Source organism: Blautia faecis, assembly GCF_027662325.1.
Taxonomy (GTDB): Bacteria; Bacillota; Clostridia; order Lachnospirales; family Lachnospiraceae; genus Blautia_A; species Blautia_A faecis.
This window is the reverse complement of record NZ_JAQDKY010000036.1, coordinates 1-16,139: the sequence shown is the minus strand read 5'-3', so window position 1 is coordinate 16,139 and position 16,139 is coordinate 1. Positions and strand designations below refer to the sequence as shown.

The window sequence follows — 16,139 nt, the reverse complement described above, 5'->3', positions numbered from 1 at the left end:
AACTAATTCTTCCGAATTAGTTGTTTCTGTTTTTATTATTAAAATATTTTTTATTCTATTGTTAAATATCCAGGTTGTGTTTCCTTACCAAAGCTGATATAATTATTATATGGGTGTTGCCATAACGGTAGGCGGTTAGTCCTTCAACAGAGGGACTGTGACCCTCTGATTACATAGAAACCCGTAAGGGAATTCAGTGGAAAGGAGGGCTAAGCCAATGAGTATTGTTGACCTTATAGCAGTTGTAAGCTTCGGCTTAACCTGCTTTACAATAGGATACACATTGGGTAAAGATGTAAATAATACACAAAAATAGCCGCCCTGTCTGTAAACTAAGCGGCAATTTTTGCTAACCAGTATATGGACTAACCGTCTATCGGCAATACTCTTTTTCTATACTTATATTAACATTCTGTTGTCTTAATGTCAATTATCTGTATTCGAATTTATTTCACCACGCGAACCTTTGAAACACCTTCAATAGCCTTCAGCGCATCTAGCGCCTCTGCGGAAGCTGCACTCTCCAGATCGATCAGAGTATACGCATACTCACCTTTACTCTTGTTGGTCATGTCTGCAATGTTCAGGCCCTCAGCACCAAGGATCTTGGTCAGCTGGCTGATCATGTTAGGAATGTTCTTATGTGTAATGGCAATACGTCCTACTGCTACGCAGGTACCCATATCACAGTTCGGGAAGTTTACGGAGTTTTTGATATTACCATTCTCAAGGAAATCACGAACCTCCTTCACAGCCATAACTGCACAGTTCTCCTCAGATTCCTCTGTGGATGCTCCAAGATGAGGAGTTACCAGAATGCCCTCATGACCTGCAACTGTATGGTTGGCAAAGTCCGTTACATACTTTTTCACCTTGCCGCTGTTCAGCGCCTCAATCAGCGCATCCTCGTCAACCAGAAGGTCACGGGCAAAGTTCAGAAGTACAACACCGTCTTTCATCTTATCAAAAGCCTCTTTGTTGATCATCTTCTTTGTGGAATCCAGAAGCGGTACATGTACAGTGATATAATCGCACTTGCTGTAAATCTCATCTAAGCTCTTGCTGTGCTTAATAGTACGGGAAAGGTTCCATGCTGCATCGATGGAAATGTATGGATCATATCCATAAACCTCCATCCCAAGGGAAGCTGCTGCATTTGCCACCATGCTTCCGATAGCACCAAGACCGATGATACCAAGCTTTTTGCCCATGATCTCACAGCCTGCAAACTGTTTCTTCTGTTTCTCAGCAAGCTTATCAATATCTTCCTGGTCTTTTTCTCTCTGTACCCACTCAATACCTCCCACAATGTCACGGGAAGCAAGAAGCATACCGGCAAGAACCAGCTCCTTTACACCATTTGCATTGGCTCCAGGAGTATTAAATACAACGATGCCTTTCTCTGCACACTCTTTCACCGGAATGTTATTGACTCCGGCTCCGGCACGTGCGATCACAGCAACACTCTCCGGCAGCTCCATGTCATGCAGCTTGGCACTTCTTACAAGAACTGCCTGGCAGTCATCCAGAGTATCTGCTTTTTTATAATTATCATCAAAAATGTCCAGGCCTTTCTGGGCAATAGGATTCAGGCAATGATACTGAAACATCAGGCATTTTCCTCCTCAAACTTTTTCATGAATGCAACCAGCGCTTCCACACCAGCCTTTGGCATTGCGTTATAAATACTTGCTCTCATACCGCCAACGGTTCTGTGGCCTTTCAGGTTCACAAGACCTGCCTTGGCAGCCTCAGCAACGAATTTCGCATCCATCTCTTTATCTCCTGTTACAAAAGGAACATTCATAAGAGAACGGTCTTTCGGAACAACGGTGCCATGGAAAAGCTTGCTGGAATCAAGGAAATCGTAAAGGATCTTTGCTTTCTCCTCGTTGCGTTTCTTCATCTCTTCCAGACCGCCCATTTTCTTCAGCCATTTGAAAACTTTACCGCATACGTAGATGCAATATGCATTCGGTGTATTATAAAGGGAACCAGCGTCTGCATGTGTCTTATAGGTAAGCATGGTAGGTGTTCCCGGAAGAACATCTTCTGTGATCAGATCCTCGCGGATAATGGCGATTACCATACCTGCAGGTCCGATGTTCTTCTGAACGCCGCCATAGATAATACCATATTTGCTTACATCAACCGGCTCGGAAAGGAAACAGGAGGATACATCTGCCACAAGTGTTTTGCCTTTTGTATTTGGAAGCTCTTTGAACTTGGTTCCATAAATGGTGTTGTTCTCACAGATATAAACATAGTCTGCATCCGGGCTGATCGGCAGATCGCTGCAATCCGGAATGTAAGAGAAAGTCTTATCCTCGGAAGAAGCAATCTTGTTTGCTTTTCCGTATTTCTGTGCTTCCTGGTATGCTTTCTTTGCCCACTGACCGGTTACAATGTAGTCAGCCACCTTATTTTTCATAAGGTTCATTGGGATCATGGCAAACTGCTGGGAAGCGCCGCCCTGAAGGAAAAGTACCTTATAGTTGTCCGGAATATTCATCAGCTCACGAAGATCCTTCTCAGCTGTGTCAATGATTTCCTGGAATGCAGCACTTCTGTGGCTCATTTCCATAACGGACATGCCGGTACCATTGTAATCCATCATTTCATCTGCGACTTCTTTCAACACCTCTTCTGGAAGGACCGCCGGTCCTGCGGAAAAATTGTACACTCTGCTCATTTCTTCACATCCTCCTCATCAAATACCTCGTCTAAACTTGCTCCTGCAGGAACCATAGGATATACGCTTAAATCCTGGTCGATCCAGCAATCGAGAACTACCGGACCCTCTGATGAAAGCGCCATCTTAAGTGCAGGCTCTACTTCTTCCATCTTCGTAACACGGATTGCTTTTGCTCCCATTGCTTCAGAAACTTTCACGAAGTCCACACCATCATTTAAGATGGTCTGAGAATATCTTTGTTCATAGAACAGAGTCTGCCACTGACGTACCATTCCCAGAACATGATTGTTCAGAATGATCTGGACAAGAGGTTTGCCGCAGCGAACTGCCGTGGCGATCTCGTTCATGTTCATACGGAAACAGCCGTCTCCTGCTATATTTACCACGGTTTTGTCCGGGCAGCCCATCTTTGCTCCGATTGCTGCGCCAAGGCCGTAACCCATGGTACCAAGCCCTCCTGATGTCAGGAAGGTTCTCGGCTCCTTAAATTTGAAATACTGGGCAGCCCACATCTGGTGCTGTCCTACATCTGTGGAAACGATTGCATCTCCACCTGTCAGTTCATAAAGCTTCTGGATCACGTAGGGTCCGGTAAGCTGGGAATGATCGTAATTCAGCGGATACTTAGCTTTCATATCCTGAATATGCTGTACCCATTCATCATGGCGCTTTTCCGGGATTTTCACAAGGAGAAGCTTCAGCACTTCCCTCAGATCTCCGATCACGGAGGCATCAACTGCAATATTCTTGTTGATCTCCGCTGCATCTACATCAATCTGCAGGATCTTTGCCTTCGGTGCGAAGGTCTTTGTATCTCCTGTCACACGGTCGCTGAAGCGTGCACCAAGAGTGATCAGAAGGTCACACTCGCACATTGCGTAGTTGGAAGTTTTGGTTCCATGCATTCCAACCGGACCTGTGTAAAGCTCATCCTCTCCGGAAAAAGCCCCTTTTCCCATAAGGCTGTCGCAGACCGGAGCCTGGATCTTGTGGGCAAGTGCACGGACTTCTTCAGATGCATCTGCGATCACAGCACCGCCGCCAACAAAAATAAATGGCTTTTTCGCTGCTGCGATCATCTGGGCTGCTGTATCCACATCCTTCGGACGGATGGTGTCAACCTTCGGCTCTACGGCTGTGATGGTGTGACGGATATATTCACATTTTGCTGCGGTTACGTCCTTTGGCACATCTACGAGTACCGGACCAGGACGACCGCTTTTGGCGATGATAAAAGCTTTGCGGATGGTGTCTGCAAGTTTTGTTACATCTTTGACAATATAGCTGTGTTTTGTCACAGGCATTACAATGCCTGCGATATCAACTTCCTGGAAGGAATCTTTTCCAAGAAGGGCAGTTCCAACATTACAGGTAATTGCTACCACAGGAACAGAGTCCATACACGCGGTGGCAATTCCGGTTACCAGGTTGGTTGCACCTGGGCCGGAAGTTGCCAGACACACTCCGACCTTTCCTGTCGCACGGGCGTAACCGTCTGCCGCGTGGGAAGCTCCCTGCTCATGGGAAGTAAGTACATGTTTAATTTTATCACTGTATCGGTAAAGGGCGTCATAAACGTTCAGAATAGCTCCGCCTGGATATCCGAAAACGGTATCCACACTTTGCTCCAGCAAACATTCTATGATGATCTCCGCTCCTGTAAGCTGCAATTTTGTTTCCTCCTGGTATATTATACTGTAAAATCCCGGACATTTGCTATGAAAGAACCATGCTTTCATGAACCATAATTCTATTCACATGTCCGGATAAGAATCTTATTATTTCGCTTTCGGAACCTCGAGAATCGCACCGCGGTTTCCGGAAGTAACCATTGCTGCATATCTTGCCAGGTATCCGGTTGTAACCTTCGGCTCTCTCGGCTGCCATTTTGCTTTTCTTGCTGCAAGCTCTTCATCAGAAACCTTCAGTTCCAGCTTCAGTTCCGGAATATTGATGCTGATGATATCCCCTTCCTCAACAAGGGCGATGGGACCGCCTACTGCTGCCTCTGGTGAAACATGTCCGATGGAAGCGCCTCTGGACGCACCGCTGAAACGTCCGTCTGTAATAAGAGCTACAGAAGAACCAAGTCCCATACCTGCGATTGCAGAGGTAGGATTCAGCATTTCTCTCATTCCAGGACCACCCTTCGGTCCCTCATAACGGATGACAACAACGTCACCTTCTACGATCTTGCCGCCTTTGATTGCTGAGATTGCATCTTCCTCGCAGTCAAAAACTCTTGCAGGTCCTTCATGAACCATCATCTCCGCAACAACTGCAGAACGTTTTACAACGCTTCCGTCTGGTGCAAGGTTGCCCCGAAGTACAGCAAGTCCGCCTGTGGTACTGTATGGATTGTCGATCGGGCGGATTACTTCCGGGTTCAGGTTTACACAGTCCTTGATATTCTCGCCTACTGTTTTTCCGGTTACAGTCATGCACTCTGTGTGAAGGAGTCCCTTCTTATTCAGCTCGTTCATAACTGCGTATACGCCGCCTGCTTCGTTCAGGTCTTCCATGTAGGTAGGGCCTGCAGGTGCAAGGTGGCAGATGTTCGGAGTCTTTGCACTGATTTCATTTGCAAAGCTGATATCGAAATCCCAGCCAATCTCATGTGCAATTGCCGGAAGATGAAGCATACTGTTTGTGGAACAGCCAAGAGCCATATCTACCGTAAGGGCATTCAGAAGTGCCTCTTTTGTCATAATATCTCTTGGACGGATGTTGCGGCGGTACATTTCCATAACCTGCATTCCTGCATGCTTTGCAAGACGGATACGCTCGGAATATACAGCCGGGATGGTTCCGTTTCCTTTCAGTCCCATACCAAGAACCTCAGTAAGGCAGTTCATACTGTTTGCAGTGTACATACCGGAACAGGAACCGCAGGTCGGACATGTTTTGTTCTCACACTCAGTCAGGCCTTCCTCTGTAAGCTTGCCTGCTGCGTAAGCACCAACAGCCTCAAACATGCTGGAAAGACTTGTCTTGTGTCCGTTTAAGTGACCAGCCAGCATCGGGCCTCCGCTTACGAATACGGTAGGAACGTTGATTCTGGCTGCTGCCATCAGAAGTCCCGGTACGTTCTTGTCACAGTTCGGGATCATAACAAGAGCGTCAAACTGGTGAGCCAGTGCCATGGCCTCTGTGGAATCTGCGATCAGGTCTCTTGTTACAAGAGAATATTTCATACCGATATGTCCCATTGCAATACCGTCACAGACAGCGATTGCAGGGAACATGACCGGAGTTCCTCCAGCCATTGCCACGCCAAGCTTTACGGCCTGTGCGATTTTATCCAGGTTCATGTGGCCTGGTACGATCTCATTATAGGAACAAACGATTCCTACTAATGGACGCTCCATTTCTTCTTTTGTCATTCCAAGGGCATTGAACAGGGAACGGTGAGGTGCCTGCTGTGTGCCTGTTTTTACTGCGTCACTTCTCATAACTTATATCTCCTTTTTGCTTCATAGCCGGGAAAAATGATCCATTTGCTTTTTGTTTATTTCGAATTCTAAATTTCCTTAGCGATCAGGTCACCCATCTCTTTCGTTCCAACCAGAGTGCATCCCTCAGACATAATGTCACCGGTACGGTATCCGGCAGTCAGAACCTTCTGTACAGCAGTCTCAACTGCATTTGCTTCCTCATCCAGATCCAGGGAAAAACGAAGCATCATGGCTGCGGAAAGGATGGTTGCGATCGGGTTGGCCTTATTCTGACCTGCAATATCAGGTGCAGAGCCATGGCTTGGCTCATAAAGACCAAATTTTGTCTCGTTCAGGCTGGCAGAGGAAAGCATTCCGATAGATCCTGTCACCATGCTGGCCTCATCAGAAAGAATATCGCCGAACATATTCTCAGTGAGAATAACATCAAACTGCTTGGGATCTCTCACCAGCTGCATTGCACAGTTGTCAACCAGCATATGCTCAAGAGTAACTTCCGGGTAATCCTTCGCTACCTCTTCTACTACTTTTCTCCAAAGTCTGGAGGAATCCAGAACATTTGCCTTGTCAACGCTTGTTACTTTTTTGCGGCGTTTCATGGCAATGTCAAATGCCTTGATGGCAATTCTGCGAATCTCGTTTTCGTTGTAGGAAAGGGTATCGATGGCTTTCTTTACACCGTTCTCTTCTACTGTTTTTCTTTCGCCAAAATAAAGACCGCCTGTAAGCTCTCGTACGATGATCATGTCAAATCCGTCTCCAATGATCTCATCGCGAAGAGGGCATGCTGCACGAAGTTCGTTGTATAAATATGCAGGGCGAAGGTTTGCAAAAAGATTCAGTGCCTTACGAATGGCAAGAAGTCCTGCCTCCGGGCGTTTGGATGGCTCCAGCTTATACCATGGGGATGTCTTGGCATCTCCACCGATAGAGCCCATAAGAACTGCATCAGAAGCTTTCGCTGTAGCGATTGCCTCGTCTGTAAGCGGTACTCCATGTACATCAATGGAAGCTCCGCCTAAAAGTACTTCAGAATAAGAAAAAGTATGTCCATATTTCTCACATACTTTGTCCAGAACTTTTTTTGCTTCTGCAACGATTTCCGGACCGATTCCGTCTCCGGGGATCAGTGAAATGTTGTAATTCATAATAATTTCCTCTCCTTCGTTTCTGAATGCCAGCGGAAAATCACCTCTCGCCTGACACCAATGGATAATTGTTATTATAATAACGCACTTTCTTTAATATTTCAACATGTTAAAGTAAAAAACTGTCAAAAAACTGCCTTTTTTCCCATTCTCAAAAAACATTCACGGAAGAAAAAAGGCCCCATCCCTTTATGGAATGAAGCCTGTTCTTAGTTTCTGTCATATTCGGATGAATCTGATTATGCAGAAGCCTGCTCTGCTTTCTCAACTTCGGCAATTGCCTGTTTCCTCATAGGGATACGGCAGTTCTTATTGTTACCGAACTCTACGATCACGTCTTCTTCTGTCATGTCGATGATGACACCGTAGAAGCCGCTTGTAGTTACAATACTGTCACCTACAGCCATATCGCTGAGCATCGCCTGTACTCTCTTCTGCTCTTTCTTCTGAGGTCTGATCATCAGAAAATACATAATACCGAAAAGTACAACCAGCCATACGATGGTAAATCCCATACTCATTCCGCTTGATGCGTCCATTTGCTATTCCTCCTGTATCTTACTATCACGCCCTGTCTTTTTCACCAGCGCATTATAGTATATAATACACAAAATAATTTGATTCTTCAAGTATTTTTCCGATTTTTTATATTAATTTCATTTACTGTATCTGCTGTTAATTTTTCCCTCTTCAAAACCAGCCAGACGCATTTCTTTATATTCTGCAAAATTGCCCTGATCCAGTGCATCCCGGATTTCCTCCATCAGGTGATTGTAGAAGTAAAGATTATGAAGCACGCAAAGGCGCATTCCCAGCATTTCTTTCGCTTTCAGAAGGTGGCGGATATAGGCTCTGCTGTAATGCTGACAGGCAGGACACTGACATCCCTCTTCGATTGGGGACGGATCCAATTCATATTTCGCATTAAACAGATTCAGCTTACCGCGATTGGTGTACACATGTCCATGACGTCCGTTACGGCTTGGATATACGCAGTCAAAGAAGTCGATTCCTCTTGCGACTCCTTCCAGAATATTGGCAGGAGTACCTACTCCCATCAGATAGGTAGGTTTGTTCTGCGGAAGGTGAGGCACGACTTCGTCCAGAATATGATACATCTGCTCATGAGTTTCCCCAACTGCAAGACCGCCAACTGCGTAGCCGTCCAGATCCAGTTTGGAAATGGTATCTGCATGCGCAATACGGATATCTGCATAGATAGCTCCCTGATTGATTCCGAAAAGCAGCTGCTCTTTATTCACTGTATCCGGCAGCCCGTTCAGTCTGGCCATCTCTGCCTTGCAGCGCTCCAGCCATCTGGTAGTGCGGTCTACAGAAGCTTGTACATATTCTCTGCTTGCCACACTGCTTGGACATTCGTCAAATGCCATGGCAATGGTAGAGCCCAGATTAGACTGGATCTGCATACTCTCCTCTGGTCCCATAAAAATCTTATGACCGTCAATATGGGACTGGAAATAGACCCCCTCTTCCTTGATCTTACGAAGTCCTGCCAGGGAAAACACCTGAAAGCCGCCGGAATCAGTGAGAATCGGTCTGTCCCAGACCATAAATTTGTGAAGTCCGCCAAATTCCTTGATCAGCTTGTCTCCTGTTCTTACATGGAGATGATAGGTATTGGAAAGCTCAACCTGGGTTCCGATATCCTTCAGATCCATGGTGGATACTGCACCCTTGATGGCTCCAACAGTTCCTACGTTCATAAACACAGGTGTCTGGATGGTTCCATGTACTGTCTCAAACTGGGCACGCTTGGCACGGCCTTCTGTTTTCATAAGTGTATATTTTGCCATATGTGAATCCTTTCTTTTTACCAAAAACTTTATTCATTATAGCCCGAAATAAACGAAAATTCAACACTTGCTGCAAGAATCCTTGTTAAACTTTTACATTGTCATTTAAGCCGGGGTATCGTATAATATTACGGAATATTTGCATTTAATTTTTCACATATAAATAAGAAGATTTAAGGTTACTATTCACTGGTAACGATTTAAGCACATATGCAACAGATGAGGAGGCATATTCTTTACATGAGCAACAAATATACATTAGGAATTGACATTGGTTCCACCACTGTCAAAATTGCAATACTTGATGAAAACGACACCCTACTTTTCGCAGATTACCAGCGTCATTTCGCCAACATCCAGGAAACACTGGCGGAGCTTCTGACGAAAGCTTATGGCAAACTTGGAGAGCTTACCCTTCATCCGGTAATCACAGGCTCCGGCGGACTTACACTCGCCAACCACCTTGGCGTTCCTTTTGTACAGGAGGTAATTGCGGTATCCACTTCTCTTCAGAAGATTGCGCCCCAGACGGATGTTGCCATCGAGCTTGGCGGTGAGGATGCCAAGATCATCTACTTCGAAGGCGGCAATATTGAGCAGCGTATGAATGGTATCTGCGCAGGAGGTACCGGTTCTTTCATCGATCAGATGGCATCCCTGCTTCAGACTGATGCTACCGGGCTGAACGAATACGCGAAGAATTACAAAGCGCTTTACCCCATCGCAGCCCGCTGCGGTGTATTTGCCAAGACTGACATCCAGCCTCTGATCAACGATGGTGCCACCAAGGAGGATCTTTCCGCTTCCATTTTCCAGGCAGTTGTAAACCAGACCATTTCCGGTCTTGCCTGCGGCAAGCCGATTCGCGGCCATGTTGCATTTCTCGGTGGTCCCCTTCACTTTCTGGATCAGCTGAAGGCTGCCTTTATCCGTACCCTGAAGCTGGATGACGAGCACGCTATCACACCTGAAAATTCCCATCTTTTCGCAGCTATGGGTTCTGCTATGAATGCGAAGGATGAGGTAACAGTTTCCCTTACAGATATGACAAACCGCCTGAAGAACTCCATCAAACTGGATTTCGAGGTAGAACGTATGGAGCCTCTTTTTGCCACGGAGGAAGACTATGAGGCATTTAATAAGCGTCAGAGTGCCTATCAGGTAAAGAAGGGCGATCTTTCCCAATATCACGGAAACTGCTATCTGGGTATCGATGCAGGCTCCACCACCACCAAGACTGCTCTTGTAGGTGAGGACGGAACCTTGCTTTACTCCTTCTACAGCAATAATAACGGAAGCCCGCTTAAGACAGCCATCCGTTCTATCCAGGAGATCTACAGCATTCTTCCAGAGGATGCCCACATTGCATTTTCCTGTTCCACAGGCTACGGCGAGGCTCTGATGAAGGCCGCTCTTCTGCTGGATGAGGGGGAAGTTGAGACCGTTTCCCATTACTATGCAGCAGCTTTCTTCGACCCGGAGGTTGACTGTATCGTCGATATCGGCGGACAGGATATGAAATGCATCAAGATCCGTAATCAGACCGTAGACAGTGTACAGCTGAACGAGGCATGTTCCTCCGGATGCGGTTCCTTTATCGAAACTTTCGCCAAGTCTCTGAACTACTCCGTACAGGATTTCGCCAAGGCTGCCCTTTTTGCAGAACACCCGATTGACCTTGGAACAAGATGTACCGTATTTATGAACTCCAAGGTAAAGCAGGCCCAGAAGGAAGGCGCATCCGTAGCTGATATTTCCGCAGGTCTTGCATACTCTGTTATTAAGAATGCGCTTTACAAGGTTATCAAGGTTTCCGATGCCAAAGAGCTGGGACGTCATATTGTGGTACAGGGCGGAACCTTCTACAACGACGGTGTACTTCGAAGCTTTGAGCGTATAGCAGGCTGTGAGGCGATTCGTCCTGACATTGCCGGTATTATGGGAGCTTTCGGTGCTGCCCTCATTGCCAAGGAGCGCTACCACGCAGAAGGCCGTGAAACCACCATGCTTTCCATTGACAAGATCAACGAGCTGAAATATACCACCTCCATGGCCAACTGCCACGGATGTACCAATAACTGTCGTCTTACCATCAACAAATTCACTGGCGGGCGTCAGTTCGTAAGCGGTAACCGCTGTGAGCGCGGTATTGGTAAGGAGAAGAATAAGGATCATATCCCCAACCTTTACGAATACAAGTACAAACGGCTTTTCTCCTATCCTCCTCTTTCACCGGATAAGGCTACCCGGGGAAAAGTTGGTATTCCGCGAGTTTTAAATATGTTTGAGAATTATCCTTTCTGGTATACCTTCTTTACTGAGCTGAAATATCAGGTAGTGCTTTCTCCTACCTCCACCAGAAAGATTTATGAACTGGGCATTGAATCCATTCCAAGTGAATCCGAGTGCTATCCGGCCAAGCTTGCCCACGGACATGTGACCTGGCTGATCAAAAATGGTGTGAAATTCATTTTCTACCCGTGTATCCCTTACGAGCGAAATGAATTCCCGGATGCAGTCAACCACTACAACTGCCCTATCGTTACCTCTTATGCAGAGAATATTAAGAACAATGTGGACGAGCTTCACGATCCGTCCATTACCTTTATGAATCCGTTCCTGGCCCTGACCTCTGAAGAGATCGTTACAAAGAGACTGACTGAGATTTTCCCGGATATCCCGGAATCTGAGGTGAAGGAAGCCGCTCACAAGGCATGGGAGGAAATGGCTGCCGTACATAAGGACATTGAGAAAAAAGGTGAGGAGACACTTCAGTACCTGAAGGAGACAGGCCGCCGGGGCATCGTTCTGGCTGGTCGTCCTTACCATATTGACCCTGAGATTCATCACGGTATCCCGGATCTGATCAACAGCTATGGTGTGGCAGTCCTCACTGAGGATTCTGTTTCCCATCTGGTACCTGTTGAGCGCCCGATTCGTGTCAATGACCAGTGGATGTACCACTCCAGACTGTATGCAGCAGCAAACTTTGTGAAAACCCGTGATGATCTGGATCTGATCCAGCTGAACTCCTTTGGCTGCGGACTTGACGCGGTCACCACCGATGAGGTTTACGAAATTCTGGATGGCAGCGGCAAGATTTACACCTGCCTAAAAATTGATGAGGTTAACAACCTTGGTGCCGCAAGGATCCGTGTCAGATCTCTTCTTGCAGCCCTCCGTGCAAAGGATGCACAGAAAAGGGAGCGCACCATTAAACCGTCCTCTATTGAAAAGGTTGCGTTTACCAAGGAGATGCGCAAGGATTACACCATCCTCTGCCCGCAGATGTCACCGGTGCACTTCTCCTTATTGGAAGCTGCTTTTAATGCAAACGGCTATCATCTGGAGGTGCTTCCAAATGACAATAAGCACGCTGTTGATGTAGGTCTGAAATATGTAAATAATGATGCCTGCTATCCTTCCCTGATCGTTGTGGGACAGATTATGGACGCTCTTTTATCAGGCAAATACGACCTGAACAAGACTGCAGTTATCATGTCCCAGACAGGCGGTGGATGCCGTGCGTCCAACTATATTGCTTTTATCCGCCGTGCCCTTAAGAAGGCGGGAATGGAACAGGTTCCGGTTATCTCCCTTAACCTTAGCGGTCTGGAGAGCAACCCTGGATTTAAGCTTACTCTTCCGCTGGTGAAGGCTGTTGTGTATGCCGCTGTGTTTGGTGATATTCTTATGAAATGTATTTATCGCATGCGCCCATATGAACTGGAGAAAGGCATTGTAAACCGTAAGCATAAGATCTGGGAAAAACGTGTGATTGCATTTCTTACCGGCAGCTCATTAAGCCACAGCCAGTTTAAGAAAATGTGCCGGGAAATGGTTCACGATTTCGATACCATCCCGATCAGTGATGAGAAGAAGCCTCGTGTTGGTATTGTAGGTGAGATTCTGGTTAAATTCCTTCCGGCTGCAAACAATCACCTTGCAGAGCTTCTGGAAGCGGAAGGAGCTGAGCCTGTGGTACCGGATCTGATCGACTTTATGTCCTACTGCTTCTACAATCAGAATTTCAAGGTCGACAATCTTGGATTTAAGAAATCCAAGGCATTCTTTGGAAATATAGGTATTAAGGCAATCGACTGGGTTCGTAAGACTGCAAATGAGGCACTTGCGGAAAGCCGTCATTTCCATCCTACTGCAGATATCCGTGATCTGGCGAAGATGGCACGCCCCATTGTTTCTGAGGGTAACCAGACTGGCGAGGGATGGTTCCTGACCGGTGAAATGATGGAGCTGATCCATGATGATGTTCCGAATATTGTTTGTATCCAGCCATTCGGCTGCCTGCCGAACCACATTGTTGGCAAAGGTGTTATCAAAGAAATCCGCCGTCAGTATCCGAAGGCTAATATTGCAGCCATCGACTACGACCCGGGTGCAAGCGAGGTAAACCAGCTGAACCGAATTAAACTGATGCTTTCTACTGCACAGAAGAATTTGAAGACAGAAGAGGCGAAAAATAACAACTAGCCTCGGTTCGTATTCCGAAAAAATACAAGAAGAAAGCCCTCAGAGTTGCCGCTCTGAGGGCTTTCGTGCTGCATACATTGAACATATCGCTTCTTTCTTGCCGAATGGCATTATAACCTATGCATATCTAAAAGTCAATATATTATAATTTTAATAGCATATTTAAAAACCATGTTCTAAAACGGCAGCTTCCCTGCAATTTTCTTCAGGTAGGCTCCGCCTGGCATCATGGCAAACTGCTCATCAGATGGCTTGCTCACTGCCAGATATACAATAAAATAGGCAGCCATTCCAAGAACCACTGCGATTCCAAGGCTGATAAAATTGGAATGGATCAGCTTATAAATTCCATAATAGGAAAATCCAGCCACTACAGCCATAGGCACAGATGCCAGAAGTGGATTCAGATAAGCACTTCTCCATGGATTTTTGTACTGCATATACTGTTTCATCGCCCGCTCGTTCAGCAGACACATAACAACCGCATAAATAATCATAGCCACTACAATGGCATATACGCCAAGGTCAGTTGCAAACAGCAGAATTGCCATGGCGATCACATCCACCACCAGGGCAATTGCCGCATTGATCATGGGGATATTGGGCTTTCCGATTCCCTGTAGCACACCATTGGAAATATTGGAATTTCCATTGAGGATGATGGTAATGACACCAAGCATCATCAGCTGAGCTGCTGCCCCCTCTGTTCGCGGAAACAGAAGTCTTGTGATCGGGCCGGCAAGAACTGCAAGTCCAACTGCACATGGAATGGAAATAAACATACTGATCCAGGTTGCGCGGTCAATCTTGTCTCTGGCACTGTCCATGTCCCTCTTGGCATACTGGGCAGAAACTTCCGGAATCATGGATGTGGGGGCTGTGCTTGCAAGCGTAAGGGGAATATTGATCAGGGTCATATAATAACCATATTCCGCATAAAGGCTTGTAATAGTGTCATGGTCAATTCCCTTAAAGCCCTGAATACCGGAATACATATAACTGTTAATAAAGCCGTTTACATTGTAAATAAAAGAGCTGAGGATGATCGGCATTACGATGAGAACGATATTCTTCATAACCTCACCGGTGGCCTCATCACGGGAATGAGTATCCCTTGCCAGTCTCTTTTTGATATTCTTTCGATTTACCCAGTATACAAAAAGCATGAAAAGCAATGCTGATGCAACTCCGGCACCGGTTCCCATAGTAGCTCCGGCAGCCCCCCAGGCATTTCGTACAGATTCTTCCGCACTACTGAATTTATTCAGCATGACAGTAGACATCAGGATTGCAAAAACCGCTACAAAACACTGTTCCACAATCTGGGACAATGAGGTAGGGAGCATGTTTCGATATGCCTGAAAATAACCTCGGAAGGTACCAAGAATTCCTGACAGGAAAATGGTTGGTGCCAGCATTTTCAGTGCAAGTCTGGCTCCGGACATGGATTCCGGCACCAGAATGGACGAGCCTAAAAGACAAAAAAGTGCTACTACGCCTCCCATTATGATTACATATAACAGCGCACAGTGAAATACCTTCTGGGCGTCTCTGTAACGTTTAAAAGCCAGCTTTTCTGCCATAATCTTGGATACTGCCTGCGGAATGCTGAAAGAAGCGATCATCAGCAGGATAAAGTAAACATTCTGGGCATAATTGAAAAGACCCATACTGTTATTTCCAAGAGTATTGGAAAGCGGACTTTTATAGAGCATTCCGATGATCTTGGAGATCAATGCCGCGATCATCAGGAATGAAGCATTTTTTACAAGTGTGTTATCGTTCTTTTTCCCCATTTCTTATTGTTCCTTTTTGATATTTTCAATCTGCCAGTCAATGGGGGCAAGCCCGTTTTTCTCCAGAAATTCATTGGTCTGGCTGAAATGCCTGCATCCGAAAAATCCTCTTGACGCAGACAGCGGGCTTGGATGTGCAGCTGTGAGTACCAGCTGCTTCGGATTGTTCAGCATTGCTTTTTTCATCTGGGCAGGTCTTCCCCAGAGAAGATATACGATCGGGCGGTCCTGATCATTCAGGGTCTGGATAACCGCATCGGTAAACTGTTCCCAGCCGATTCCTCTGTGTGAAAACGCCTGGTGGGCGCGGACAGTCAGTACTGTGTTCAGAAGAAATACGCCTTGTTTTGCCCATTTTTCCAGGCAGCCGTTGTCAGGAATATAGCAGCCCAGGTCGCTGTGGAGTTCTTTATAAATGTTTACCAGAGACGGGGGAATGTCTATATCTTCTCTTACAGAGAAGCAAAGGCCGTTGGCCTGTCCATCGTTATGATAGGGATCCTGACCCAGAATAACTACTTTTACATCGTTTAACGGGGTGTATTCGAAAGCATTAAACATATCCTGGGGCGGTGGGAATACTTTTCTGGTGCGGTATTCTTCCATTATTGTTTTATATAGTTTGGCATAATATGGCTGATGAAATTCATTCTTCAGCGCGGCCTGCCAGTCTCCTGTTATCTGGCCCATTTTAATTGTCACCTCATCTTTTGTATTTTGCTATTTAGTGTGTTGAAAGT

10 protein-coding genes are annotated in these 16,139 nt (G+C 46.2%); 1 reads left to right on the top strand and 9 read right to left on the bottom strand.

Annotated features, from left to right (window positions below; genetic code table 11):
- Window positions 1-446 precede the first annotated feature (446 nt).
- From PGQ38_RS14925 to tgt, 7 genes are all read right to left on the bottom strand, one after another.
- Window positions 447-1,610 carry a phosphoglycerate dehydrogenase gene (locus PGQ38_RS14925; protein ID WP_270432462.1) on the bottom strand — a complete coding sequence of 388 codons (1,164 nt, stop codon included), beginning with the start codon at window positions 1,608-1,610 and terminating at the stop codon, window positions 447-449.
- Window positions 1,610-2,692, bottom strand: a complete 1,083-nt coding sequence (gene serC / locus PGQ38_RS14920; RefSeq protein ID WP_148461832.1) for a 3-phosphoserine/phosphohydroxythreonine transaminase — start codon at window positions 2,690-2,692, stop codon at window positions 1,610-1,612. Before serC ends, PGQ38_RS14925 begins: the two co-directional genes overlap by 1 nt.
- Entirely contained in the window at window positions 2,689-4,365 is a 1,677-nt protein-coding gene (ilvB, locus tag PGQ38_RS14915) for a biosynthetic-type acetolactate synthase large subunit (RefSeq protein WP_270432460.1), read from the bottom strand. The genes serC and ilvB overlap by 4 nt, the downstream gene beginning before the upstream one ends.
- 108 nt (window positions 4,366-4,473) lie before the next feature.
- A complete protein-coding gene (gene ilvD, locus PGQ38_RS14910) occupies window positions 4,474-6,147 on the bottom strand; it encodes a dihydroxy-acid dehydratase (protein ID WP_270432458.1) in 1,674 nt (557 codons plus the stop codon).
- A 68-nt stretch (window positions 6,148-6,215) separates the two neighbouring features.
- Entirely contained in the window at window positions 6,216-7,298 is a 1,083-nt protein-coding gene (gene leuB / locus PGQ38_RS14905) for a 3-isopropylmalate dehydrogenase (RefSeq protein ID WP_148461835.1), read from the bottom strand.
- Window positions 7,299-7,537: 239 nt separating this feature from the next.
- A complete protein-coding gene (yajC, locus tag PGQ38_RS14900) occupies window positions 7,538-7,837 on the bottom strand; it encodes a preprotein translocase subunit YajC (protein WP_118584184.1) in 300 nt (99 codons plus the stop codon).
- Window positions 7,838-7,954: 117 nt separating this feature from the next.
- Window positions 7,955-9,112 carry a tRNA guanosine(34) transglycosylase Tgt gene (gene tgt / locus PGQ38_RS14895; protein WP_148461836.1) on the bottom strand — a complete coding sequence of 386 codons (1,158 nt, stop codon included), beginning with the start codon at window positions 9,110-9,112 and terminating at the stop codon, window positions 7,955-7,957.
- A 240-nt stretch (window positions 9,113-9,352) separates the two neighbouring features.
- On the opposite strand from tgt, the gene PGQ38_RS14890 reads away from it, so the two are divergent.
- Window positions 9,353-13,603 carry a 2-hydroxyacyl-CoA dehydratase gene (locus PGQ38_RS14890; RefSeq protein WP_270432454.1) on the top strand — a complete coding sequence of 1,417 codons (4,251 nt, stop codon included), beginning with the start codon at window positions 9,353-9,355 and terminating at the stop codon, window positions 13,601-13,603.
- Between the two features lie 176 nt (window positions 13,604-13,779).
- Here PGQ38_RS14890 and PGQ38_RS14885 read toward each other — a convergent pair whose 3' ends face one another.
- Together PGQ38_RS14885 and ung are read right to left on the bottom strand one after the other, a co-directional pair.
- On the bottom strand, window positions 13,780-15,399 hold the full coding sequence (locus PGQ38_RS14885) for a putative polysaccharide biosynthesis protein (RefSeq protein WP_270432453.1): 1,620 nt from the start codon (window positions 15,397-15,399) through the stop codon (window positions 13,780-13,782).
- Between the two features lie 3 nt (window positions 15,400-15,402).
- Window positions 15,403-16,089: a uracil-DNA glycosylase gene (gene ung / locus PGQ38_RS14880; protein WP_148461839.1), complete on the bottom strand. Its 687-nt coding sequence runs from the start codon at window positions 16,087-16,089 to the stop codon at window positions 15,403-15,405.
- Window positions 16,090-16,139 lie beyond the last annotated feature (50 nt).